Below are 21,860 nucleotides of genomic sequence, written 5' to 3' on the forward strand. Positions count from 1 at the left end.
GGCGACGGCGTTCAGCGCCCGCCCTTCGCTTCCAGCATCGCCTTGAGGTCGGCGAACGGGTTGCCGGTGGCGGGCGCCTGTTCGGGCGCGGCAAGGTCGTAGCCGGCGCCGCGCACATGGTCGATGTGGCGCGAATGCTCGTTGTCGTGGCAATACACGCAGAGCAGCTCCCAGTTGCTGCCGTCGGCGGGGTTGTCGTCGTGGTTGTGGTTGCGGTGGTGCACGGTGAGCTCGCGCACGTTCGCGCGGGTGAACTCGCGGCCGCAACGGCCGCAGACCCACGGGTACATCTTCAACGCGCGCTCGCGATAGCCCAGCTCGCGCTGCTCGGCCGCGCGACGCGCCTCGGCCACGATGCGGTCGAGCCTGCTGTCGTCGGGGATCTTCGGGCTGGGCATGGTGCGGGCTGTCCGGTGAATCGCGGCGAGCATTATGCGATGGTCGCGACCCGCCCGGACATCCCGCGGCAAGCGGTCACGCCCCGCTGTGCGTGGCCACCGCGTCCATCACGCGCGCCGAGTACACCAGCGCGGCGCCGGCGTTCATCGCCACGGCCACGCCCAGCGCCTCGGCGATCTCCTCGCGCGTCGCGCCATGCTTCAGCGCCTCGCCCGTGTGCACGGTGATGCAGCCGTCGCAGCGGGTGGTGACCGCCACCGCCAGCGAGATCAGCTCGCGGGTCTTGGCGTCCAGGTGGCCGGTCTCGGCGCCGGCCTTGGACAGGGTCTGGTAGCCGGCCAGCGTGCCGGGGCTGAGCTTGCCGATCTCGCCGATGCGGGCGAGCAGTTCCTTGCGGTATCCGAGCCAGTCGAGCATGGAAGTCTCCCCCTTGCGCGTGAAGGACGGGCAGTATCGCCCGCGCGTCGTCAAGGCGGCGTCGGCGCCGATGCGCTCGCTGCCGGCAACTCGTCCACCATCTGCGCCGCCAGCGGCTGGTAGCCGCCTTCGAAGTGATGGTCGCCGTTCTTGGCGTGCACCGTCACCCACGTGGGCAGTTTTGGATCGGTGCACAGCGCATCGTCGGCTTCATCCTTGCCGTAGTAGCAGATCACGGGGAACTGGTTGTGGAGCGCGACCAGCGGCGGCAGCGCGTCGTAGTGCTCCACCTTGTTGAACTTCTCCAGCACGGTCTTCACGAAGGCCTTGAAGCGGCCCTGCGTGATCATGTAGCCCTCGAACTGGATCTCGAAGCTGGTGTCGTGGCTGGGCGACAGCAGCACCAGCTGGGTGATGCGCGCGCGGTTGGCGGGGCTCAGCTTGTCGATGATGGTGGGCAGCACGTCGGCGCCGAAGGAGAAACCCACCAGCCACACGCGCGGCTTGTGCCACTGGTCGACGTACTTGCTCATCAGCGCGTCGAGTTGCGCGGCGGATTCGTCGGGCGTGCGGTTGCGCCAGAAATACTTGAACGCGTTGATGCCCAGCACCGGGATGCCGTCCGCCGCGAAGGCGTTGCCGAGCTGCTTGTCGAGGTCGGCCCAGCCGCCGTCGCCGGAATACAGGATGGTGAGCACGTCGCCCTTGCCCGCCGGCGCCTGCGCGCCGGCCGCGGGCGCCAGCACGATGGTGGAATCCTCCAGGCTGGGCCTGGAGAACGGTGTCCACACCAGCAGGGCCAGGCCCAGCACGCACGCACCCACGCCTGACCCCATGATCCACTTGCCTCTCTTCGACTTGCTCATCGACGCACGACCCCGGTGATGCCGCCGGAAATGAGGCTGGCCACGTTGGTAAGGATCACCGGCAGCGCGATGCCGCCGGGCACGGCCATGTAGCGCGGCTCCCACTCGGGGTCGAACTTGTCCTTGTAGCGCTGCAGGCCCTGGAAATTGTAGAAGCGCTCGCCGCGCCCGAACACCAGCGCGCCGAAGCGGTTCCACAGCGGCGCCTGGCGCCGGCTGGTGAGGCCGGCCAGCGGCGCCATGCCGAGGTTGAACCAGCGGTAGCCGTGCTGCCTGGCCCACTGCATCAGTTCGATGAACAGGAAATCCATGATGCCGGACGGGCCCTCGGGCGCGAAGCGCATCAGGTCCAGCGAGGCCTCTTCGCGCGTCTCGGTGAGGAACAGGTTGGCGAAGGCCAGCAACTGCTCGCCCTGCCATATCAGCGCCATCGGCGTGCGCACCAGGTAGCGCGGATCGAACGAACCCAGCGAGAAGCGCTTTTCGCGCGCGTTCTTGTCGCCCAGCCAGGCGTCGGAAATCTGCTTCAGCCGCGGCAGCAGCGGCGCCACCGCGTCGGCCGGCACGATCTCCAGCCGCAGGCCGTCGCGGCTGAGCTTGTTGACGGTGCCGCGCAGGGTCTTCTTCGACTTGCCGTCGAGGTTGAAGTCCTCCAGCCGCACGCGCGCTTCCTCGCCGATCTTCAGCAGGTTCATGCCCACTTCGAGGTACATGTCCAGGTCGGCCGGGCAGACCTGGTAGAACACCGGCCAGCCGCCCGCGCGCTCGCACTGCTCCATGAAGCTCCACACCAGCTCGCGCCGCGCGTCCTCGTCCTCGCCCACCGGGTCGCCCATGGTCACCCAGCTGCGGCCCTCGGTGTCGTACATCAGGAAGGCCTTGCCGTCGGCGTCGAACAGCAGGTGCTTGTCGCCCATCAGCGCCAGGTGCGCCTGCGCGGAATGGAAGTTGCGGATCAGCGGCAGCGCGCGCTCCAGCTCCGCCTCGCTGGGCGGCGCGCGGCGCAGGCGCTGCGGCTTGATCAGGCTGGCCAGCGCGAACAGCAGGCCGGCCGCCGCCGCGCCCACCAGCGCGCGCAGCGCGCGCGAGGCGCCCTGGTGGAAGCTGAATTCCCACCACAGGCTGTTGCTGTACTCCACGTGCTTGTAGCTGAACATCACCAGCCACGCGGCGCAGCCGAACACGGCCAGGATCGCCACGATCCAGCCCCACGAGAAACGGCCGCCGAACAGCGAGGCGCGCCGGTAGAACAGCCGGTGCGCCGGCGCCAGCGCCATCGCCAGCAGGGCCAGCAGGGTCGCCTCCTCGTAGTCGATGCCCTTGAGCAGCGAGAACACCGCACCCACCACCAGCAGCACCAGGGTCGCCCAGTAGGCCACGTCCAGCCGCCGCTGCAGGCCGCGCGCCAGGATCAGCAGCATCATGCCGATCACGCTGGCCATGAAGTGCGACACCTCCAGCACCGACAGCGGCAGCACGTCGCGCAGGATCTCCATGCGCTCCGGCAGCGCCCGCGTGGCGCCGGAGAACAGCAGCACCGCGCCCGACACCAGGGTCAGCCCCGCGAAGAACGAGGGCAGCAGGCCGGTGAACCACGGCGACCACAGCGACTGCTGGCGCAGGCCGCGCGCCTCGCGCTGCAGCACCAGCATGGTCGCCGCGCACAGCGGCATCAGGTAGTAGACGACCCGGAACATCGCCAGCGCGCCGAGGATGGGCGCGGCCAGGTGCTTGTCGTCGGTGGCGTGGAAGCCGGCCAGCATCACCGTCTCGAACACGCCCAGCCCGCCCGGCACGTGGCTGATCAGGCCCACGATCTGCGCGATCACGAAGATCGCCAGGAAGTGCCCGAAGGTGGCGTGCAGGCTGTCCGGCATCAGCACGTACATCACCGCCGCCGCCAGCCACCAGTCCAGCGCGCCCACCAGCACCTGGCGCAGCGCCGGCAGCGGCCGCGGCAGCAGCACGCGCCAGCGCCACAACTGGAGCGGCTTGCGGACGAAGCCACCGAGCACCCAGGCCAGCGGCACCGCCGCCAACACGAGCGCCAGCGGGATCCGCCAGTCGCTAAGCGGCAGGCCCGCGGGCAACGGCACCGCCAGCAGGGTCACGCCGGTCAGCGCCAGCAGGCCCAGCCAGAAGCTCAGCGTGCAGTACAGCACCAGCCTGGCGATCTCGCCGGTGGAGAGGCCGTTCTGCACGTAGAAGCGGTAGCGGATCGAGCCCGACACCAGGAACGACATGCCCACCGCATTGCTGAAGGCGTAGCTGATGAAGGAGATCAGGGTGACCCGCCGCCACGGCAGCGACTTGTGGATGGACTCGAGGCCGAAACGGTCGTACAGCGACATCACGCCGAAGCCCAGCGTGGTCAGCACGATCGCCAGCAGCAGCCGCAGGCGCGACACGCTGGCCACGTATTCGCGGATCTCCTGGTAGGTGACGTGGCGCGCGAACTGGCGCAGCCCCCACATCGCCAGCACCAGCATGCCCATCGACAGCAGCGGCCCGGCCACGCGGCGCAGCACCGCCACCCGCGTGCCGACCGTGCTCAGGACATCATCCGCGCGTGGCGCCTGCTCGACTTTTTCCTGCTGCTCCACGCGATGCTCGTTTTCCCTGGGGACGCCCGATTTTAAGGCACGCCATGTTGCAGGCGGTGAACGACGTCCGCGCGATCAGCGCGCGGACGTGCCCTGCCCCATGCGGGCGATCCAGCGGTACAGCACCACCACCAGGGCCACGAACACGATGCCGCCGATCCACTGCGCCGCCGCGCCGAAGCTCTCGCCCACCAGCGCCAGCGGCGCCGGCTTGCCGGAGAAGCCGACGATGAAGGCGATGACCACGCCCATCACGCTCTCGCCCACGATCAGGCCCGAGGCCAGCAGGACGCCGAGCTGCTTGGTGGCCTCCGGCTTCTTCGAACGACGATCCGCGCGGCGATCGAAGAACCAGCCCACCACCGAACCCACCACCACCATCAAGGTGCTGACGGTCGGCAGGTAGATGCCCAGGCCCACCGCCAGCGGCGGCACGCGCATGTTCCGGGTGGTGCGCGCGAGGATTTCGTCGATCACGATGATGCCGACGCCGATCCAGATGCCCGTGATGATCAGGCTCCAGTCGATGTTGTTGGTGATCACGCCCTGCGCCAGCGCGGAAATCAGGCCCGCCTGCGGCGCCGGCAGCGCATGCGCGCCGACGCCGGCCACGCCCACGAAGCCGTAGGCCTTGTTGAGCAGGTTCAGCACCGGCGGGATCACCGCGGCGCCGGCGATCACGCCGATGACCAGCGCCACCTGCTGGCGCCACGGCGTGGCGTCGACGAGCTGGCCGGTCTTGAGATCCTGCAGGTTGTTGTTGGCGATGGCCGCCACCGTGAACACCACCGAGGTGATGAACAGCGCGAACGCCACCAGCGCCTTGCCTTCTTCCGGGCCGACATGCGGCTTCACGAACGCCACCAGCAGCAGCGCGGCGGCGATCACCACGAGAATGCCCACGCCCGACAGCGGGCTGTTGGACGAACCGATCAGGCCGGCCATGTAGCCGCACACGGTGGACACGAAGAAGCCCATCAGCACCACGAAGGCCACGCCGCCGATGGCGAGCACGGCGACCTGGTTGCCCAGGCCACTGATCGAACCGAAGTAGCCGAGCAGCCACGCGATCGGCACGAAACACGCCAGCGTGACCAACCCCACGATGCCGATCGGGATGTCGCGCTCGGTGCGCGGCAGCGAGTCGGCGTTGCCGGCCTTGCGCACACGCGAAGCCGCCATCGCCGAAGCCAGGCCGCTGACCACCGGCTTCACCAGCTTGGCCAGCGTCCAGATCGCCGATACGCCGATCGCGCCGGCACCGACGAAACGCACCTTGTGGCTCCAGGTGCCGTTGGCGAGGTCCGCCACCGACTGGCTCATGTCGCCCAGCACCGAGTAGTGCGGCACGCCCCAGCCCCAGCCGATGACGGCGCCGATCAGCATCGCGATACCCACCGACAGGCCCACCAGATGGCCAATGGCGAACAGCGCGAAGGAAAGATTGAAATCGAAACCGCTGACCGCGCCCTTGTCGTTCACGCGGAAATTGCGCACGAAATCCGACGCGAACACCTGCGTGGCGACCACCACGGCGAACACGGCCGAGACGATGGAGCCCCACAGCACGGCGAGCAGGCCGGCGCGGCTTTCTTCCTCGCTGCCGGCATCCGCGTCGTCGCCGGTGCCCACCTTGAGCACCTCGGCGCAGGCCAGGCCTTCCGGATACGGCAGGTCGGTATCGGTCACCAGCGCGCGACGCAGCGGGATGGAATACATCACACCCAGGATGCCGCCCAGCGCGCAGATGGCGAACGAGGTCCAGAACGGGAAGTCGGCCCACCAGCCGATCATGATCATGCCCGGCAGCACGAAGATGATCGAGGACAGCGTGCCGGCGGCCGAGGCCACCGTCTGCACGATGTTGTTCTCCTGGATCGTGGAGTTCTTCATCGCCCGCAGGATCGCCATCGAGATCACCGCCGCCGGGATCGAGGTGGCGAAAGTCAGGCCCGCCTTCAGGCCGAAGAACACATTGGCCGCGGTGAACACCACCGTGATGACGATGCCGATGACCAGGCCGCGCAGGGTCAGTTCGGCGCGCGTGGACGCGCTGGGTGCGGATGGGTTCACGATGGGACTCCCCGTTGGATGCTGCCGCGCAAGATAGCGTGGATTGGCCCTCCCTGCCCATCTTGCGGCCGGCCTCCGACCGCCGTAGGGCCCGGTCGCGGCGACGCCGGCGCGACGGCGACTGCTGACAACAGGCTGTCAGCAGCCCCCCGGCAGACTGCGCTCCATCCACACGAGGAGCCCCGCGATGAGCACGTCCCAGATCACCCTGTACGGTTGCGCCCCCGCCTTCGGCCTGCCCGACCCCAGCCCCTTCGTCACCAAGACCGAAGTGCAGCTGCAGATGGCCGGCCTGCCCTACCGCAAGGTGTTCGCCATCCCGCCGGAAGCGCCCAAGGGCAAGCTGCCGTACATCGACGACGCGGGCGAGATCGTCTGCGACTCCAGCTTCATCCGCGCCCACCTGGAGCACAAATACGCGCTGGACCTGGACGCCGGCCTCGATGCGCGCCAGCGCGCCGAGGCGTGGGCCGTCGAGCGCCTGCTGGAGGACCACCTGTACTGGGCGATGGTGTGGTTCCGCTGGATCGACGCCGAGAACTTCGCCAAGGGCCCGGCGCATTTCGTCGACCGCGCACCGGAAGAAGTGCGCCAGCAACTGCGCGACAACCTGCAGGCCGCCAAGCAGAACGAACTGCACGCCCACGGCCTCGGCCGCCACTCGCGCGACCAGATCGCGGAGCTGGGCACGCGCTCCATCGACGCGCTGGCCGTACTGCTCGGCGGGCACGACTACCTGTTCGGCGACCGGCCGCATGGCGTGGACGCGATCGGCTTCGCCGTGCTCGCCGCCATCCTCACCCCGTTCTTCGACACCCCGCTGCGCGCGGCCGCCGAACGCCATCCGAACCTCGTCGCCTACGTGGCGCGCATGATGCGCTTCTACTACCCCGCGCACGCATGGCGGCAGGCGCTGGCGGCCTGAAGCACGGGCGATCTGCGATGATGGCGAATCGTCATCGCGGATACCCACCATGCGCCATCGCCTCGCCCTGCTCGCCGCCGTCTCCACCCTCGCCCTCGCCGCCTGCAACCGCATCCCGCCGTCACCCGAACCGGCCGGCCACGGCCAGGTGGACAAGCTCACCGAAGTGGATACCAAGGTGGGCACCGGCCCCGAGGCGAAACCGGGCATGACGGTGCAGGTGCTCTACACCGGCTGGCTGTACGACGACCGCGCCAAGGACAAGCACGGCAGCAAGTTCGACAGCACCGACGACCACGGCGGCGAACCGTTCGCCTTCCCGCTGGGCCAGGGCCAGGTCATCAAGGGCTGGGACCAGGGCGTGGCCGGCATGCACGTGGGCGGCGAACGCACCCTGCTGATCCCCGCCGAACTCGGCTATGGCGCCCGCGGCGCCAGCGACGTGATCCCGCCCAACACCTCGTTGGTGTTCGATGTGAAATTGGTGGGCGTGGGGCAGCAGTAAGCGGATCTCCGCGGACGCTACCGCGCAATGCTTTGCTTTCGCAGGCGACAATCCTGTACTTCTGCACCTTGGCTCGCCTGCGGCGGGCTTTCGATCGCCTGCCGGCGCTCGAGTTACTTCTCTTTGCTGGCCCAAAGAGAAGTAACCAAGAGAAATGGCCTTGCTTGATCCGCCGGGATTACAAGCCTGCTGTTTCGAGGATGCTGGAACTACATCTCGCGACACGCCCATTGCCGCCGCCATGCCTCGCCGTATCTGGGAGCTGAGGCACAAAGGCCCACGATGCACGTGCCGCTTTGCTCTGGCCGATGCTTCTGGCGCGCACGATGCGCGCCCGCTTTACCCGGGGCCCCTCGGCGGCGGTGAGGCGTGGACGATCAGGCCGCGCAGCGGGCGAGTCCATGGATGGACTCGCCTTTTCGACCGGGCAGGAGCCCGGCCGAAAAGCCCGGCCACGCCTCACGGACTCGGAGGGCAGGATGCCCGGAGAGCGCCGCCGCGGGGTGGCCTTCTCTTTTGGTTACTTTTCTCTTGGCCACGCAAGAGAAAAGTAACTCGGGCGCCGACAGGCGCACGAAACCGCTTCGTCGCTTGCGATAACACAGCTAAAGCAAAAGCACCCTCTCCCCCCAACCCCTCTCCCGCAAGCTGGCGAGGGGAGTCACAACTTGGAAGCACCCAGCGAGCTACCCGCGCGCAGCGGCCACCAACTCATACGACCGCCGCCGCAACGCATGGTCGAACACGTTGCTGGTGATCATCAGTTCGTCCGGCTTGTGGCGGGCGATGAAGTCGGCGAGGCCCTGCTTCACGCTGGCGGCATCGCCCACCACGGCACAGGCCAGCGCCCGCTCCACCATCAACTTTTCCGCCGGCGTCCAATACGCCTCGATATCGTCAATCGGCGGCGGAATCAGCCCCGGCTGCCCACGCCGCAAATTGATGAAACTCTGCTGCTGCGTGGTGAACAAACGCCGAGCCTCGGCATCGCTGTCGGCGGCCACCACGTTGATGCCCAGCATGGCGTAAGGCCGCGCCAGCCGTGCCGAAGGCTTGAAGTCGCGCCGGTACAACGCCAGCGCCTCGTCCATCGCGTCGGGCGCGAAGTGCGAAGCGAACGCATACGGCAAGCCGAGCTGCGCAGCCAGCCGCGCGCCGAACAGGCTGGAACCGAGTATCCACACCGGCACCTCGCTGCCCGCACCAGGCACGGCACGCACCGCCTGCCCCGGCGCGGCCGGTTCGAGATAACCCAGCAGCTCCACCACGTCCTGCGGAAACTCGTCGGCACCTTCGTAATAGCGGCGCAACGCCCGTGCGGTGGCCTGGTCGGTGCCGGGCGCGCGTCCGAGACCGAGATCGATCCGCCCCGGATGCAGCGCCGCCAGCGTGCCGAACGCCTCGGCCACCTGCAGCGGCGCGTGGTTCGGCAGCATGATGCCGCCTGCGCCCACGCGGATGGTCGAGGTGCCGGCCGCCACGTGGCCGATCAGCACCGCCGTCGCCGCGCTGGCGATGCCCGGCATGTTGTGGTGCTCGGCCAGCCAGTAGCGCGTGTAGCCCAGCCGTTCGGCGAGCTGCGCCAGGTCCAGCGTGTTGCGGAACGCCTGCGCGGCATCACTGCCTGCGGTGATCGGCGCAAGGTCAAGTACGGAGAACGGGATCATGGCGGCATCCAAGGGCACGATGCCTGCTGATCTGGGGGCGGCAAGCGCGCTTGCCAATGCGGCTCAAGGCGAACGGCCAGGAGTAGCAAGGGAGCCCTTGAAGGGATCTCGAAAACTCCCGCCGACGTCATTCCCGCGAAAGCGGGAATCCAAGTGGATGTTTCGCAAGGTCGAAATGGATGACCAGCTTCGCTGTTGTGAAGCTCATCCCGCTTTCGCGGGAATGACGAGCAGAAATGCGGTCATTCAAGATGCCCTTGAGGGCTGCAAGACTCACGCGTCGGGATGCCGCGCCTGCCACGCCGCCAGCGCAGTGCGGTAATACGCCACCTGGTCGTTGTACAAGTCGTAGATGCACGGATCGCAGCCGTTGCCGCAGCACTCGCCGGGATCGGGTTCGGGCGGCGGCTGGGGGCGCGGGTCGTCGGGGCTGTCGGCTGGGTTCACGCAGGACACTCGGGCAAATCCGGTTCGCAGTGTAATTCGCACTGGTGGCGCCATCGAAGCGCTGCGATGATCGGGACTCCCCCGTTGCGGAATCCCCCTGATGACGTTGCGCCGCCTTTCCCTGCTCCCCTTGCTGGCGATGCTCGCCTGCGCACCGCTCGCACACGCAGCTTCCGAACACTATCGCGTGGTGGCCTACGACACCGCACACCACCCGATTCCCGCGGCCGACGTGGACCGCATCGACACCCTGATCTTCGCATTCGCGCACCCGGCCGATGGCCGCGTGACGCTCGCCCCCAACGACCGCACGCTGCTGGAACAGCGCATCGCGCTGAAAGCCACGCATCCCAGGCTCAAGGTGATGATCTCGGTGGGCGGCTGGAGCGTGGGCGGCTTCTCCGAAGCGGCGATGACCGCGGAAACACGACAGCGCTTCGCCGACAGCGCCGCCGCGCTGCTGGTGGACACGCATGCCGACGGCCTCGACGTGGACTGGGAATACCCCGGCCACCACGAATCCGGCATCGCCTCCAACCCGCAGGACCGCGAACACTTCACCGCGCTGCTGAAGGCGCTGCGCGCCGCATTGGACAAGGCCGGCCACGGCAAGCACTACCTGTTGACCATCGCCGCCGCCGACGGCCCGTTCGTGGACGGCATCGACCTCGCCGCCGTCGCGCCGTCGCTGGACTGGTTCAACATGATGACCTACGACTTCTGCAACGTGATGACGCCGACCACCTGCAACCACACCGGCCTGCACGCGTCCGAACTCGCTCCCGCCGATGCACGCACGCTGTCGCGCGCGGTGCGGCAGTTCCTCGCCGCGGGCGTGCCGGCCGCCAAGCTGGTGCCCGGCGTGGCGTTCTATGGCCGCGAGTTTGCCGATGTCGATGCGGCCCATCACGGCATGTTCCAGAAATACGGCCACTACCAGGGCGGCCACGACTGGCCGGAGCTCAAGGCCGACTTCATCAACCACGACGGCTACGTGCGCTACTGGGACGCGAAGGCCGATGCGCCGTTCCTGTGGAACGAACAGACGCACCGCTTCATCACCTACGACGACCCGCAATCCATCGCCGCCAAGGGCGCCTACGTGAAGGCGCAGCACCTCGGTGGGCTGATGTACTGGGAACAGAGCAGCGACCCCACCGACGAATTGCTGCATGCGGTGTGGCAAGGCCTGCAATAAGCACCTCGGCACGATCCGCCTCCCCCTCCCCTTGAAGGGGAGGGCTTCATGTCCGCCCTGCTTCGGAAATCTTGAACAAGCCCGCTACTGCACATCACGCGGCAACCACGCCAAGGGGAGTTCCACATGCCACACCCGAACATCCGCCCGGCCTGCGCCCTGGCCTGCCTGCTGGCGACCTTCGCCACGTCGGCCGCCACGCCCGCCAGCGATCAGGCCAGCACCAGCATGCTCGGCTTCACCCGCACTGGCGCCACGCAGGAACAAACCCTCGAACAACGCTTCGACGCCCTGCTCGACCCAGCCGACCAGCGCGAGTGGCTGAAGCAGATGGCCTCGCAGCCCAACCAGGTGGGCTCCCCGCACGACAAGGCGAACGCCGACTTCATGCTGGCGAAGTTCCGCGAATGGGGCTGGGACGCGCATATCGAAACCTTCGACGTGCTCTACCCCACGCCGAAGAAGGAATCGCTGCAACTGCTTGGCCCCAAGCCCTTCACCGCCAAGCTCGACGAGCCGCCGCTGCCCGGCGACGCCACCTCGTCCATCCAGCAAGGCGCGCTGCCGCCGTACAACGTCTACGGCGCCGACGGCGACGTCACCGCGCCGCTGGTCTACGTCAACTACGGCATGCCCGACGACTACACGGCGCTGGCCCGCCGCGGCATCGACGTGAAGGGCAAGATCGTGATCGTGCGCTACGGCGGCGGCTGGCGCGGCCTCAAGCCCAAGCTCGCGCAGGAGCACGGCGCGCTGGGTTGCCTGATCTATTCCGACCCGCGCGACGACGGCTATTACCAGGGCGACACCTACCCCGACGGCGGCTGGCGTCCCGCCGACGGTGTACAGCGCGGCTCGGTGGCCGACATGCAGGTGTACCCCGGCGACCCCACCACGCCCGGCTACGGCTCGGTGCCCGGCGCCAAGCACCTGGCGCTGAAAGACGCCAGGACACTGATGAAGATCCCGGTGCTGCCGATCTCCTACGCCGACGCCACGCCGCTGCTGCAATCGCTGGGCGGCCCGGTGGCGCCCGCCGACTGGCGCGGCGCGCTGCCCTTCACCTATCACATCGGCCCCGGCACCACGAAAGCGCATCTCGTGGTCGAATCGAACTGGGGCCGCCAGCCCGTCTACGACGTGATCGCCACGCTCAAGGGTTCCAGCGAACCCGACCAGTGGATCGTCCGCGGCAACCACCACGACGGCTGGGTGTTCGGCGCCTTCGATCCGCTGGCCGGCAACGTGGCGCTGCTGGCCGAGGCCAAGGCCATCGGCACCCTGGTCAAGCAGGGCTGGCGCCCGCAGCGCACCCTGGTCTACGCCAGTTGGGACGGCGAGGAACCCGGCCTGCTCGGCTCCACCGAATGGGCCGAGACGCACGCACAGGAGCTGCAGGCCAAAGCCGTGCTCTACGTCAACTCCGACACCAACGGCCGCGGCTTCCTCGGCGCGGGCGGCAGCCACTCGCTGCAGCACCTGGTGAACCAGGTCGCCTCCGGCGTCACCGACCCGGAAACCCACGTGAGCGTGCAGCAACGCCTGCGCGCGCGCATGCAGGTGCAAGGTGCGGCCAAGGGTGCAAGCCCACGCGCGAAGGACGACGCCAAGCTCGCGGCCGGCGGCGGCGACCTGCCGATCGAGGCGCTGGGCTCCGGCTCCGACTACAGCGCCTTCCTCGAACACCTGGGCATCGCCTCGCTCGACCTCGGCTTCGGCGGCGAGGACGAAAACGAAGCCGTGTACCACTCCGCCTACGACACCTTCGAGCACTACGCGCGCTTCGGCGACCCCAGCTTCGAATACGGCGTGGCGCTGTCCAAGGTCGCCGGCCACATCGTGCTGCGCACTGCCGACGCCAGCGTGCTGCCGCTGCGCCTCGGCGACTTCAGCGACACGCTGGACCGCTACGTGAAACAACTGCACGAACTGGTCGACGCCACGCGCAAGGCCACCGACGAACAGCACCGCCTGCTCGACCAGCATGCCTTCGCCCTCGCCGACGACCCCAGCCACCCCGTGGCCCCGCCCGCACGGGACTCCGACGTGCCAGCCATCGACCTCGCCCCGCTGGACCAGGCCGCGCAGAAACTGAAGCAGAGCGCGCAGGCCTACGAAACCGCCTACCACGCCCGCGCCGCCAGCGGACTCGACCTCACCGATGCCCAGCGCAAAGCCCTGAACACGCTGATGGGCCGCATGGAACAGTCGCTCACCAGCCCCGACGGCCTGCCCGGGCGCACCTGGTTCCGGCACATGATCTATGCGCCCGGGATGCTCACGGGTTATGGCGTGAAGACCGTGCCTGGTGTGCGTGAGGCGCTGGAGGCGCGGCGGTGGGATGAAGCGGATCGCTATGCGGTCGTTACGGCCAAGGTGCTGGATGGGTATCGCCTGCAGCTTGAACGGCTCACGGCGATGTTGAGGAAATCGCACTGATCGTGGTCATAGAAGGCGCCAAGGACGGCGCCAATCACGCATGCTCAACTTGTCGACGCCAGTCCATGGCGAGAGAATCACCATATGCTCGCCGCCCTTTGGAAAGACCACAAAATTAAGCAACATAAATTAAGAAAAAAATTAAACCTTTCAATTTACATGAAATGCCAATGACCTGAATCCATATTGTAAATTTAAATTAATTAACAGGCTTTATAAGACAAGCGAATTTGAGCTCAGCATCATCAAAAATGCCCCCCTGGAGCCTTTAGCGTGATTTCCAATTTCAAGCTCAAATTCGGTCGCGCCCCCGGCCTCAACCCAGAAAACATTACTGCGACGCCAGTTACTGTGTTCGTTGGACCAAATAATTCTGGCAAGAGCAAGGTGCTTTCTGAAATTGAACAGTACTGTCGAAGAGGGTCGAAAGATGCCTCAGCAGTAATTCTTGACGACCTCACCTTTACCGGCCTTGCCGCCGATAAAACACCACAAGCAATCGAGAGCATTAAGCAGGTGCCAGGCCAAGGAGAGGCAATCAACATAGACCACATCATCGTCGGCAGCCGATATGGCCGGCAACAGGTGCCCATAAGCTCTCTTACCCAATTTATAGAGAAACCAGACACCAACATTCAAGCTTTCTGTCAGTGGTTTTTGCAACACAGCACACTAATACTTGACGGCCGGAACAGAATCAATTTAGTTAATCAGCAAAGCGCCGGCGATTTACAAATGCCGCCACAATCGAGCTTTCAAGTCTTATTCCGAGACGACAAAAAGCGTCACGAGGTTCGTCGAATCGTCAATGAAGCGTTTGGCTCTTATTTCGTAATTGACCCCACCAGCTTGGGATATCTGCGCATTCGGCTGTCTCAGCGTGCACCAGCCAATGACTTAGAAGAGCGCGGAATTCACGCCGAAGCGGTTAAATTTCACTCGGAAGCTCAGCTTATCGATCTGGCAAGTGATGGAGTGAAAGCCTTTGCCGGCATCATTACCGAAGTAATGGCTGGCGACCCACAAATACTACTCATTGATGAGCCGGAAGCATTTCTCCATCCTTCGCTCGCCTCCAAACTTGGCCACGAGGTTTCCCGTGCCGCTCTTTCAGCTGAAAAAAGAATATTTGTTTCCACCCATAGCCCTACATTCGTCATGGGCTGCATTCAATCCGGAGCCCCACTTAATATTGTCCGACTAACTTATCGAGGAGGTACCGCCACGGCAAGAGTACTCCCTAGTGACGAAATCCTCGAGCTGATGCGAAATCCACTACTTCGATCAACCGGCGTTCTTAGCGGCCTGTTTTATGAATTTGTAGTTGTAACTGAGTCCGATGCAGACAGAGCTTTCTACCAAGAAATTAATGAACGTTTGCTGCGATTCAAGCCCGAATGGGGAATTCCCAACTGTCTATTCATCAACGCGCAGAACAAGCAGACCGTCCAGACAATACTTCGCCCCCTGCGTAAATTAGGCATTCCAGCCGCCGGCATTATTGACGTTGACATACTTAAAGATGGAGGTACAACGTGGACGAATTTGCTTTCTGGAGCGAATGTTCCAAATATCTCCCACGGATCGTTGGCGACAATGCGCGCGGCCATTAAACAAGCGATGGATGCCACTGGGCGCGACATGAAACGCGATGGTGGCATCACAATCCTCAGTCCTACCGAGCAAGAAGCGGCGAAGAATCTTCTATCTCAACTCGGAGACTACGGCGTATTTATAATATCTGGTGGTGAGTTGGAATCATGGCTGAAACACTTGGGTGCATCAGGCCACGGGCCATCATGGCTGATAAGCGTCTTCGAAAAAATGGGGGAAGATCCGAACGCCGCGAATTACTTAAAACCATCGGACAACGATGTTTGGGTGTTTATGCAACAACTGAAAAACTGGCTCGCCGATCCAAATCGAAAGGGCATCCCCGCATGATATCGAGCCCGTCGCCGCACCTTACCAGACCTGCGCAAAAGCTCGCAGATCATTAAATTCAAACGTTACTTATCGCCTCGAAACACCCACCACAGCAACGCCAAAGGCCGGCTTTCGCCGGCCTTTGCGCATCTGGTGACCCCGGCGCGATTCGAACGCGCGACCTTCCCCTTAGGAGGGGGATGCTCTATCCAGCTGAGCTACGGGGCCGAGGCGCGGATTCTGGCATGGAACGCGCCCCTCCGGAACCGGCCGCGGGGCCGCCCCTGCTAGAATCCCCCTTTTGAAACGGGGCGCACGCACGCGTCCGGCACTGGAGTCCGCATGTCCCACAGCATCCTCTCCGCGCTCGGCCTGGCCGAGACGAATTCCGGCACCTACCTCGGCAACGGCGAGTGGTCGAAGACCAGCGACGCCGGCGTGCTGGAGCCGGTGAACCCGACCACCGGCGAGGTGCTGGGCCGCGTGAATGCCTCCTCGCAGGCCGACTACGACGCCATCGTCGAGCGCGCCCAGGCCGCCTTCAAGGTGTGGCGCACCACGCCGGCGCCGCGCCGCGGCGAGGCGATCCGCCTGTGCGCCGACGCGCTGCGCGCGCACAAGGATGCGCTGGGTTCGCTGGTGGCGCTGGAGATGGGCAAGTCCAAGCCGGAAGGCGACGGCGAAGTGCAGGAGATGATCGACATCGGCGATTTTGCCGTGGGCCTGTCGCGCCAGTTGTACGGCCTGACCATGCACAGCGAGCGCCCCGGCCACCGCATGTACGAGCAGTGGCACCCGATCGGCCTGGTCGGCATCATCAGCGCGTTCAACTTCCCGGTGGCGGTGTGGGCGTGGAACAGCTTCATCGCCGCGATCTGCGGCGACATCAGCATCTGGAAGCCCTCGCCCAAGACCCCGCTGTCCGCCATCGCCTCGATGAAGATCTGCAACGAGGCGCTGAACAAGGCCGGCTTCCCCGACCTGTTCTTCCTGTTCAACGACGCCGGCAGCGCGCTGGCGCAGCAGTTCGTGGACGACAAGCGCGTGGGGCTGATCTCGTTCACCGGCAGCACCAAGGTCGGCCGCCAGGTCGGCGAGCGCGTGGCGCAGCGCATGGGCCGCTCGCTGCTGGAGCTGGGCGGCAACAACTGCATCATCGTGGACGAAACCGCCGACCTGAAGCTGGCGATCCCGGCCATCGTGTTCGGCGCGGTGGGTACCGCCGGCCAGCGCTGCACCACCACGCGCCGCCTGATCGTGCAGGAGTCGGTGTACGACGAGGTGCTGGCCAAGCTGATCACCGCGTACAAGCAGGTGGAAGGCAAGATCGGCGACCCCACCGACCCGGCCAACCTGATGGGCCCGCTCAACAGCAAGGAAGGCGTGGCCGCCTACCTCGATGCCATCGCCAAGGCCAAGGCCGCGGGCGGCAAGGTGGAAACCGGCGGCGCCGCCATCGAGCGCCCCGGCAACTTCGTGCTGCCGGCCATCGTCACCGGCCTCACCAATGACGCCGAGATCGTGCAGCACGAGACCTTCGCGCCGATCCTGTACGTGATGAAGTACCGCGACATCGCGGACGCCATCGAGATGCAGAACGCGGTGCCGCAGGGCCTGTCGTCCTCGATCTTCACCACCAACCTGAAGCGCGCGGAAGCCTTCCTGTCCGCCGCCGGCAGCGACTGCGGCATCGCCAACGTCAACATCGGCACCAGCGGCGCGGAGATCGGCGGCGCGTTCGGCGGCGAAAAGGAAACCGGCGGCGGCCGCGAGTCGGGCTCGACCGCGTGGCAGGCCTACATGCGCCGCCAGACCAACACCATCAACTACTCCGATTCGCTGCCGCTGGCGCAGGGCATCAAGTTCGACTTGTAAGTTGCTGTGCCCCTCCCCCTGCTTGCAGGGGACAAATCGGCAGGATTGCCGATTTGCACGGCGCAAGCCGCCCGTAGGGTGAGGACCATGGATGGCCCGAATGCAGGTTGGGAGGGGGTGGCTCTCACGCTTGCGTGGAGACAAAAGCACCCCACCCCAACCCTCCCCTGCACGCAGGGGAGGGAGAAGGTTTTCCGCACTCTGCAATCCAGGGATCATCACCATGAGCTACCAGCCGCCCCAACGCAGCACCACCAGCTCCATGGCCATCGTGAGCCTGGTGTTCGGCATCCTCACCTGGTTCATGCTGCCCTTCATCGGCGCGTTGATCGCGGTGATCTGCGGCCACCTGGCGCGCGGCGAGATCCGCCGTGCACCCATCGACCAGCGCATCGAGGGCGACGGCATGGCCGTCGCCGGGCTGGTGCTGGGTTACGTGCAATTGGCCTTCAGCGTGCTGGTGGTGGTCTTCGTCATCGCGATGCTGGTCTTTGGTTTTGGCTTCGCGCATTGGCACTGATGCCTGATCCGTCCGCCACTCCGCTTTTCGATTTCCGCGGCTGGCGCATCGCCGTCGCCGGCGGCAGCAAGGGCATCGGCCGCAGCATCGCGCTGGCCTTCGCGGAAGCCGGCGCGGCGGTCTCCATCTGCGCACGCGGCGCGGAGGCGCTCAAGGCCGCGCACGACGAACTCGCCGTCTTCGGCCACGCGACGCACGCGGCCAGTTGCGACCTGGGCGATGCAAACGCCATCGCCGGCTACGTCGATGCCGCCGCCGACACGCTGGGCGGCATCGACGTGCTGGTGAACAACGCCTCGGGCTACGGCTTCAGCGAAGACGACGAGGCCTGGCTGGCGAACTTCAACGTCGACCTGATGGCCGCCGTGCGCGCCTCGCGCTGCGCGTTGCCGTACCTGCAGCGCTCGCCGCACGCCAGCATCCTGCACACCAGTTCCATCGCCGCCTTCCATCCGCGCCGCAACGGCTCCGCCTATGCCGCGATGAAGGCCGCGCTCAGCCACTACACCACCTCGCAGGCGATGCAGCTCGCCGGGCAACGCATCCGCGTCAACGCCATCGCGCCGGGCTCGATCGAATTCGCCGACGGATTGTGGGACCGGCGCAAGCGCGAAGAACCCGAGTTGTACGCTGCCACGCTCGCGAAAATTCCGTTCGGCCGTTACGGCAAGCCGGAGGAAATCGCCCACGCCGCGCTGTTCCTCGCCTCGCCGTGGGCCGGCTGGATCACCGGCCAGACACTGTGCGTGGATGGCGGCCAGAACCTCTCGGGTTGATGCCATGAGCCAACTGCATTCCACCGAACGCTTCAGCGACCGCGTCGCCGATTACGTGCGCTATCGCCCCGACTACCCCGTCGCGATGCTCGACTGGCTGCACCGCGAACAGGGCGTCACGCCTGCGTGGAAGGTGGCCGACGTGGGCGCGGGCACCGGCATCTCCTGCAAGCTGCTCCTCGACGCCGGCCACGACGTGACCGCGGTGGAACCGAACGCGGCGATGCGCGACGCGGCGCTCGCCTGGCTGGGCGACAACCCGCGTTTCCGCGCCGTCGACGGCACGTCCGACGCCACCCACCTGCCCGACGGCAGCGTCGACCTGGTGACGGTGGCGCAGGCCTTCCACTGGTTCGACCCCGCTTCCACGCGGCGCGAATTCACGCGCATCCTGCGTCCCGGCGGCCTCGCCGCGATCTTCTGGAACTCGCGTCGGCTCACCGGCACGCCCTTCCTCGAAGGCTACGAGGCGCTGCTGCTGCGTTACGGCACCGACTACACCAGCGTGGCGGAACGCTACGCCGACGACGACAGCATGCGCGCGTGGTTCGGCGCCGGCTGGCGCGGCACGGTGCGTTTCGAGCACAAGCAGTCGCTGGATTTCGACGCGTTGCGCGGCCGCCTGATGTCATCCTCCTACGCGCCGAAGGAAGGCCATTCGCAGCACGCGCCGATGATCGCTGCGCTGCGCGAGCTGTTCGAGCGCTGCCAGCAGAACGGACGCATCAGCTTCGACTACGACACGCGCATCATCGCGGGATCGTTTCAGCTTTAGCTCGTCATCCCAGCGAAAGCTGGGATCCAGCGACTGTAATTCCCTGAAGACCAGAGTCACTGGATTCCTGCTTTCGCGGGAATGACGAGCAAAAAACCGGTCGGCCAGACCTTTTCTACCGAGATTCTTCATGTACGACCTGCTCCGCCCGCTGCTGTTCGCGCTGGACGCCGAGACCGCACACGGCCTCACCCTCTATGGCCTGGACGTGGCCCATCGCAGCGAGCTGATGCGCTTCGTCGCCAGGCCTGCCGACGAACTGCCGGTGGAAGCCTTCGGCATCCGCTTCCCGAATCCCGTCGGCCTTGCCGCAGGCCTGGACAAGAACGCCGACCACCTCGACGCTCTGGGCGCGCTGGGTTTCGGTTTCGTCGAAGTGGGCACGGTGACGCCACGGCCGCAACTGGGCAACCCGAAGCCGCGGCTGTTCCGCCTGCCGCAGCACGAGGCCATCATCAACCGCATGGGCTTCAACAACGCGGGCGTCGACGCGCTGGTGCGCAACGTGGACAAGGCCGGCTACCGCGGCGTGCTCGGCATCAACATCGGCAAGAACAAGGACACGCCGAACGAGAACGCGGTGGACGATTACCTGCTGTGCCTGGAGCGCGTGTACGACCGCGCCACCTACATCACGGTGAACATCTCCTCGCCGAACACGCAGGGGCTGCGCGACCTGCAGGAAGAAGCCACATTGCGCCGCTTCATCGCCACGTTGCGCGAGCGGCAAGAGCAGCTCGGCTCGCAGGGCGGCAAGCGCAAGCCGATGCTGCTGAAGATCGCGCCCGACCTCTCCGAACACGAGCAGGACGGCATCGCCGAAACCCTGCTCGCCACCGGCATCGACGGCGTGATCTGCACCAACACCACGATCGACCACTCCCTCGTGGCGGACGATCCGCGCGGCAGCGAGACCGGCGGACTGTCCGGCAAGCCGCTGCTCGCGCTCTCCACCGACGTATTGCGCGGCATGCGCCGCCGCCTCGGCGAGCGCGTGCCCATCGTGGGCGTGGGCGGCATCCTCGACGGCAGCGACGCCGCCGAGAAACTCGACGCCGGCGCCACCCTGGTGCAGCTCTATTCCGGCCTGATCTACCGCGGCCCGCGGCTGATCGCCGAGTGCGTGGACGAGATCCGCCGCCAACAGGAAGCCCCGCATGCCGCCTGAAAGGATCGACATGGGCGGCTACACGCTCACCGAAAACGCCCCGCTCGCCACGCGCAACACGCTGCGCGTCAACGCACGTGCGAAGCTGCTGGCCGAGCTGCGCGACGCCAGCAAGCTGCCCGAGCTGCTGGACTTCCCCGCCGTGCGCAACGCGCCGCTGCTGGTGCTGGGCGAAGGCAGCAACCTGCTGCTCGCCGGTGATTTCGACGGCACCGTGCTGGCGATGGAAACCCGCGGCGTGCAGGTGGAGCAGGACGGCGACATCGCGCGCATCGCGGTGGCCGCGGGCGAGCGCTGGGACGACTTCGTGCGCTGGTCGCTGGGCCAGGGCTATGCGGGACTGGAAAACCTGATCCTGATCCCCGGCACGGTGGGCGCCGCGCCGATCCAGAACATCGGCGCCTACGGCACCGAGGTCGCCGAGTTCATCGAGAGCGTGGAAGCCTGGGATACCCGCGAACATCGCGTGGCCCAGCTCGACCGCGCCACCTGCGCGTTCGGCTACCGCGACTCGCTGTTCAAGCGCGAGCCCGGCCGCTACATCGTCACCGCCGTGCGCTTTGCCCTGCCCCGCTCGCGCGAGCTGCGCCTCGACTACGCCGGCATCCGCGAGGAACTCGCGCGCATGGGCGTGGCCAGGCCCGCGCCGTTCCACGTCGCCGAAGCGGTGGTGCACCTGCGCACGCGCAAGCTGCCGGATCCTGCGGTGATCGGCAACGCCGGCAGCTTTTTCAAGAATCCAGTGGTCGATGCCGCGCGGGCCGAAGCGCTCAAGCGCGAACACCCGGAACTGCCCGCGTGGCCGCAGGCCGATGGCCGCAGCAAGCTCTCCGCCGCGTGGCTGATCGAGGCCGCCGGCCTCAAGGGCCAGCGCGAAGGCGATGCCGGCATCTCCAACCGCCATGCCCTGGTGCTGGTGAACCATGGACATGCCAGCGGCGGCGAACTATGGGCCTTCGCGCAACACGTGATCGCCACCGTGCAGGCGAAGTTCGGCGTGCGGCTGGAACCGGAACCGGTGGTAGTCGGGGGGCGCTGACGTGCTTGCCCTCCCCTCCCCCGCTAGCGGGAGAGGGGCCGGGGGAGAGGGCGGACTTGCCTCGACATTTCGCTCCGCCCGAACCCTCTCCCGCCTGTCGGCACCCTCTCCCGGAGGCCTGATTAGCGTCGAATGTCAGCTGGATCTCGAAGAGCCCGCTCTGCTTGCGGGCGGGTTCCGAGCAGCGCATGGGCCAAATCGAGCACCATGGCCGGCAAATCGAAGCGCCGGTTGAAGCGATA

18 protein-coding genes and 1 tRNA gene are annotated in these 21,860 nt (G+C 66.3%); 11 read left to right on the forward strand and 8 right to left on the reverse strand.

Annotated elements, in window-relative coordinates; translation table 11 throughout:
- Positions 1-11: 11 nt before the first annotated feature.
- The 5 genes from IHE47_RS03740 to IHE47_RS03760 form a co-directional block, all read right to left on the reverse strand.
- Positions 12-398 (reverse strand): YajD family HNH nuclease, encoded by a 387-nt coding sequence (locus IHE47_RS03740; RefSeq protein WP_192104384.1) that lies wholly within the window; start codon positions 396-398, stop codon positions 12-14.
- Between the two features lie 76 nt (positions 399-474).
- The gene (locus tag IHE47_RS03745; protein ID WP_192104385.1) at positions 475-816 is read right to left on the reverse strand and encodes a carboxymuconolactone decarboxylase family protein; all 342 of its coding nucleotides are present in this window, start codon (positions 814-816) and stop codon (positions 475-477) included.
- A gap of 50 nt (positions 817-866) precedes the next feature.
- A complete protein-coding gene (locus tag IHE47_RS03750; RefSeq protein ID WP_192104387.1) occupies positions 867-1,682 on the reverse strand; it encodes an AcvB/VirJ family lysyl-phosphatidylglycerol hydrolase in 816 nt (271 codons plus the stop codon).
- Positions 1,679-4,285, reverse strand: a complete 2,607-nt coding sequence (gene mprF, locus IHE47_RS03755) for a bifunctional lysylphosphatidylglycerol flippase/synthetase MprF (protein ID WP_343227430.1) — start codon at positions 4,283-4,285, stop codon at positions 1,679-1,681. The genes IHE47_RS03750 and mprF overlap by 4 nt, the downstream gene beginning before the upstream one ends.
- A 75-nt stretch (positions 4,286-4,360) precedes the next feature.
- Complete coding sequence (locus IHE47_RS03760) at positions 4,361-6,358, reverse strand: oligopeptide transporter, OPT family (RefSeq protein WP_192104389.1); 1,998 nt, start codon at positions 6,356-6,358, stop codon at positions 4,361-4,363.
- Positions 6,359-6,545: 187 nt separating this feature from the next.
- Here IHE47_RS03760 and IHE47_RS03765 point away from each other — a divergent pair, with 187 nt between their 5' ends.
- On the forward strand, positions 6,546-7,283 hold the full coding sequence (locus tag IHE47_RS03765; RefSeq protein WP_192104391.1) for a glutathione S-transferase family protein: 738 nt from the start codon (positions 6,546-6,548) through the stop codon (positions 7,281-7,283).
- A gap of 49 nt (positions 7,284-7,332) precedes the next feature.
- On the forward strand, positions 7,333-7,788 hold the full coding sequence (locus tag IHE47_RS03770; RefSeq protein ID WP_192104393.1) for an FKBP-type peptidyl-prolyl cis-trans isomerase: 456 nt from the start codon (positions 7,333-7,335) through the stop codon (positions 7,786-7,788).
- Between the two features lie 686 nt (positions 7,789-8,474).
- Here the strand turns inward: IHE47_RS03770 and IHE47_RS03775 are convergent.
- Positions 8,475-9,455: an LLM class flavin-dependent oxidoreductase gene (locus IHE47_RS03775; RefSeq protein ID WP_192104395.1), complete on the reverse strand. Its 981-nt coding sequence runs from the start codon at positions 9,453-9,455 to the stop codon at positions 8,475-8,477.
- A gap of 273 nt (positions 9,456-9,728) precedes the next feature.
- Positions 9,729-9,902: an oxidoreductase-like domain-containing protein gene (locus tag IHE47_RS03780; RefSeq protein WP_343227431.1), complete on the reverse strand. Its 174-nt coding sequence runs from the start codon at positions 9,900-9,902 to the stop codon at positions 9,729-9,731.
- A 100-nt stretch (positions 9,903-10,002) separates the two neighbouring features.
- Here IHE47_RS03780 and IHE47_RS03785 point away from each other — a divergent pair, with 100 nt between their 5' ends.
- The 3 genes from IHE47_RS03785 to IHE47_RS03795 all read left to right on the forward strand — a co-directional run bounded on the left by IHE47_RS03785 (position 10,003) and on the right by IHE47_RS03795 (position 15,483).
- Positions 10,003-11,100 (forward strand): glycosyl hydrolase family 18 protein, encoded by a 1,098-nt coding sequence (locus tag IHE47_RS03785; protein ID WP_225561600.1) that lies wholly within the window; start codon positions 10,003-10,005, stop codon positions 11,098-11,100.
- 126 nt (positions 11,101-11,226) lie between these two features.
- Complete coding sequence (locus IHE47_RS03790; RefSeq protein WP_192104399.1) at positions 11,227-13,539, forward strand: transferrin receptor-like dimerization domain-containing protein; 2,313 nt, start codon at positions 11,227-11,229, stop codon at positions 13,537-13,539.
- A gap of 273 nt (positions 13,540-13,812) precedes the next feature.
- Positions 13,813-15,483, forward strand: coding sequence for an AAA family ATPase (locus tag IHE47_RS03795; RefSeq protein WP_192104401.1), 1,671 nt, complete (start codon positions 13,813-13,815; stop codon positions 15,481-15,483).
- A 133-nt stretch (positions 15,484-15,616) separates the two neighbouring features.
- On the opposite strand, the gene IHE47_RS03800 is transcribed toward IHE47_RS03795, so the two are convergent.
- A tRNA-Arg gene (locus IHE47_RS03800) sits at positions 15,617-15,693 on the reverse strand.
- 114 nt (positions 15,694-15,807) lie between these two features.
- Between IHE47_RS03800 and IHE47_RS03805 the strand changes: the two genes are divergently transcribed.
- From IHE47_RS03805 to murB, 6 genes are all read left to right on the forward strand, one after another.
- Entirely contained in the window at positions 15,808-17,340 is a 1,533-nt protein-coding gene (locus IHE47_RS03805; RefSeq protein ID WP_192104403.1) for an aldehyde dehydrogenase family protein, read from the forward strand.
- Positions 17,341-17,563: 223 nt separating this feature from the next.
- The gene (locus IHE47_RS03810) at positions 17,564-17,860 is read left to right on the forward strand and encodes a DUF4190 domain-containing protein (protein WP_192104405.1); all 297 of its coding nucleotides are present in this window, start codon (positions 17,564-17,566) and stop codon (positions 17,858-17,860) included.
- A complete protein-coding gene (locus IHE47_RS03815; RefSeq protein ID WP_192104407.1) occupies positions 17,860-18,636 on the forward strand; it encodes an SDR family oxidoreductase in 777 nt (258 codons plus the stop codon). The genes IHE47_RS03810 and IHE47_RS03815 overlap by 1 nt, the downstream gene beginning before the upstream one ends.
- Positions 18,637-18,640: 4 nt before the next feature.
- Complete coding sequence (locus IHE47_RS03820; RefSeq protein WP_192104409.1) at positions 18,641-19,411, forward strand: class I SAM-dependent methyltransferase; 771 nt, start codon at positions 18,641-18,643, stop codon at positions 19,409-19,411.
- Between the two features lie 130 nt (positions 19,412-19,541).
- Positions 19,542-20,579: a quinone-dependent dihydroorotate dehydrogenase gene (locus tag IHE47_RS03825; RefSeq protein ID WP_192104411.1), complete on the forward strand. Its 1,038-nt coding sequence runs from the start codon at positions 19,542-19,544 to the stop codon at positions 20,577-20,579.
- Positions 20,580-20,589: 10 nt separating this feature from the next.
- Entirely contained in the window at positions 20,590-21,618 is a 1,029-nt protein-coding gene (murB, locus tag IHE47_RS03830) for a UDP-N-acetylmuramate dehydrogenase (RefSeq protein WP_192104435.1), read from the forward strand.
- Positions 21,619-21,860: the final 242 nt, after the last annotated feature.

The sequence above is a fragment of the Rhodanobacter sp. DHB23 genome, from assembly GCF_014842975.1.
Classification (GTDB): Bacteria; Pseudomonadota; Gammaproteobacteria; order Xanthomonadales; family Rhodanobacteraceae; genus Rhodanobacter_A.